The sequence below is a fragment of the Helcococcus bovis genome, assembly GCF_046035835.1.
GTDB classification, from domain to species: Bacteria; Bacillota; Clostridia; order Tissierellales; family Peptoniphilaceae; genus Helcococcus; species Helcococcus bovis.
In genome coordinates this window covers 1-2,786 of record NZ_JBFNGB010000039.1, presented here as the reverse complement: position 1 = coordinate 2,786, position 2,786 = coordinate 1, and the positions used below count along the sequence as shown (strand labels likewise).

Annotated in this window: 2 protein-coding genes; both read left to right on the top strand. The window is 24.9% G+C overall.

Annotation, left to right across the window (positions count from 1 at the left end):
- Positions 1–1,690 precede the first annotated feature (1,690 nt).
- Complete coding sequence (locus ABGF48_RS08380; protein ID WP_408105888.1) at positions 1,691–2,194, top strand: hypothetical protein; 504 nt, start codon at positions 1,691–1,693, stop codon at positions 2,192–2,194.
- Position 2,195: 1 nt separating this feature from the next.
- Entirely contained in the window at positions 2,196–2,750 is a 555-nt protein-coding gene (locus ABGF48_RS08375; RefSeq protein ID WP_408105887.1) for a hypothetical protein, read from the top strand.
- Positions 2,751–2,786 lie beyond the last annotated feature (36 nt).

Genomic DNA, 2,786 nt, shown 5'->3' with positions numbered 1-2,786 from the left:
AAATATAAGGGGCTATTTTTTTATGATAAAAATAAAGAAAACGTTAATAAAACATGTGTATTATGATATCTGACTTTTTAAGTTAGATATAAAAATATGGTGCTAAAACCTATGCATTATTAATACATACTTAAAGTGTTTATGCGGTTTAACTAGTTTTTGTTTTTCTTCGAATAATTAGTTATAGATGTAGTCGATATTGTTATTGGATATAAATTTGTAATTTTCTCATAATTCCTACTTATAAAATTATGGTAGAAATGTGATAAAATTTTAATGTGAATATTGTTACATTTTTTTTATAATTAAAAGCAGACAGATTTCAAAAATTTCCATGTTTTGTCCGTAAAATTTTGAATCTTTTGAAGAAAATAGCAGACAAAAAGTCTTTATTCGCCATTTTTGTCCGTAAATTTTAAGTATGAATGTGAATTACTTCGATAAAAGCAGATGAAATTAATGAAATTGAACATTTCATCCGTAAAATATGCTGATAAAAGCAGATGAAAATGTTAAAAATAGAGATTTCATCCGTAAAATAGTCAAAAATAGGGATGAAATTTTTTAGTCCTGATTTAATGAAAAATTATATACATCAAAAAGCTTAGGAGTTACTTCTTTTAGATGTTTTTGAAAATTTAACAGTTGAAGAAGTAAATAACAAAACAACTGAAGTAATTGGAAAAGATTATAAAGTAGTTAAAACGGATACATCGGATGATGGAAAAACAATAATAATAAGTGTAGTAAAAGTTGTTTTTGAAAAACCGGTATAACCAAAGAAACCAGAGGAACCAAAGAAACCTGAGGAACCAAAGAAACCACATGTAGACAATCCTGAAACAGGAGATGCATTTAATCCAAGCGTATATGCAGGTATTATGTTCGTTGTGGGAGGTTTATTAACATTCCTTGGAATAAAAAAAGAAAAGAAGATTAAAAAATAAGTAAGAAAAATTTTTAATCACAATATGAGATTAAAAATAGGTTAACTAAAAAAAATAACGATATTTTATTTATACATCAAATGATTAAAAAGTAAGAATTTAATTAATATGCTTAAAAAATATTATTCTATAAATATAGATACATATATAATTAAGAGGTATTTAATTTAGTTTTTTCGTCAAATACTAACAATACAAGTAGTATTGGCAAAGAATTAAAGTAACACATAGAGAGAATTAGAGTGTAAAAATTCTAATTCTCTTTTGTATTCCATACAAGAAGAAATAAGACCTCAATCCTTGTTTCGTTTAAAGTTTTTCAAAGCTTTTTGACAATGTGAATTAATCCACTAACACTACCTATACACTATGCGACTACCTATACACTATGCGACTACCTATGCACTATGCGACTACCTATGCACTATGCGACTACTTGTGACCTATGGGTATTTATTGTAGAATTCTATAATACAAAATAGCTTATATAATAACATAACATATAGATACAAGTAAAAATAATGTATAAAAGTTAAAATAAACCGAATAATAAATGGGATAAACTAGTACCGGCCTAATTATTGATAATAAAAAAATAATAATTTTCAATAGGAATAAAATATATTGGTTTAGTACTTTACTATAAAAATTTAGAAAACGTTGACATAATCAGCATGTTATTATATAATAATGCCAACCAATAGTTATAATTAAAAATGTATATAAATTTCCAGGGGGAGGATATGAAAAAATTAAGAATAATTTTATCAATGTTTGCATTATTATTTTTATTTAATTTAAACAATACAAATGCTATCGGGTATATAGTACCTAATTCAATACGATGTCAGCCGTATACATCATATAGTGAATCAAGTGTTAGTAGAAGTCGATCAGAACAATTCACTCATATGGCATATAGTAGTCCGATTTCTTCGACTGTTACTCATAGGGTCACATTAACAAGTACATTATCTCTTAAAGCTGGGGTAACAGCTGATATGAATGTATTATTAGCTAAATCCAGTATAAATTTTGAAATGGGATATGTTGGTTCAAGAGAAACATCAACAAGTATTACTTGGAATGTTCCTGCGGGAGGAAATTATAAACTGATTGCTGGTAAAGAAATAGCAGATGTATCAGGATTAATTTCTGAAATGAATTTTAATTGTGAATTAACAGAAGATCCTATTAGAGTAAAGGGAAGTTATAGAACATTTCATAAAGCTATAAGGATAAATTAATATGAAAAAACATAAGCTTATTTTATTTATATTTTTGTCCTTAATATTTGTATCATGTAAGAATAATGATCTTAAAGAGATAAATACTAAAAATACAAAAGATGCAGAAGTAAAAAAAATAGAAAAAAAATCATTATTTGCTGAAGGAACTCTTAAAGATAAACAGTATTCTAATATAGTTGCCATGATAGATTATATAGATGATAATTCATATAAATTAAAAATTAGAATTGAACAAAAAGATGATATAACTTTTAATACAGAAAATCAAAATGTATATGCAGATATAAATATATCCAGCGATACCTTAAATAATGGAGAGATTAAATATAAAAAAAATATAGATGATAAATCTTTATTTAAGATACCTTTAGTAAATAATAAAATTCCGAGAGTAACAGAGATTTTAATTGATAAAAATTCTGATTTATTAACTAAAAAAGAACATAAAGCAATATTAGAAAAAGAAAAAGGATTATGGATTTCTATACAGATTAGAGATCCGCAAGGATTTATTTTAGAAATTTCAAATACAATATTTGGAGAAAAACAATAATTATAAATTTAATTATTATAAAAAAGCACTTACAAA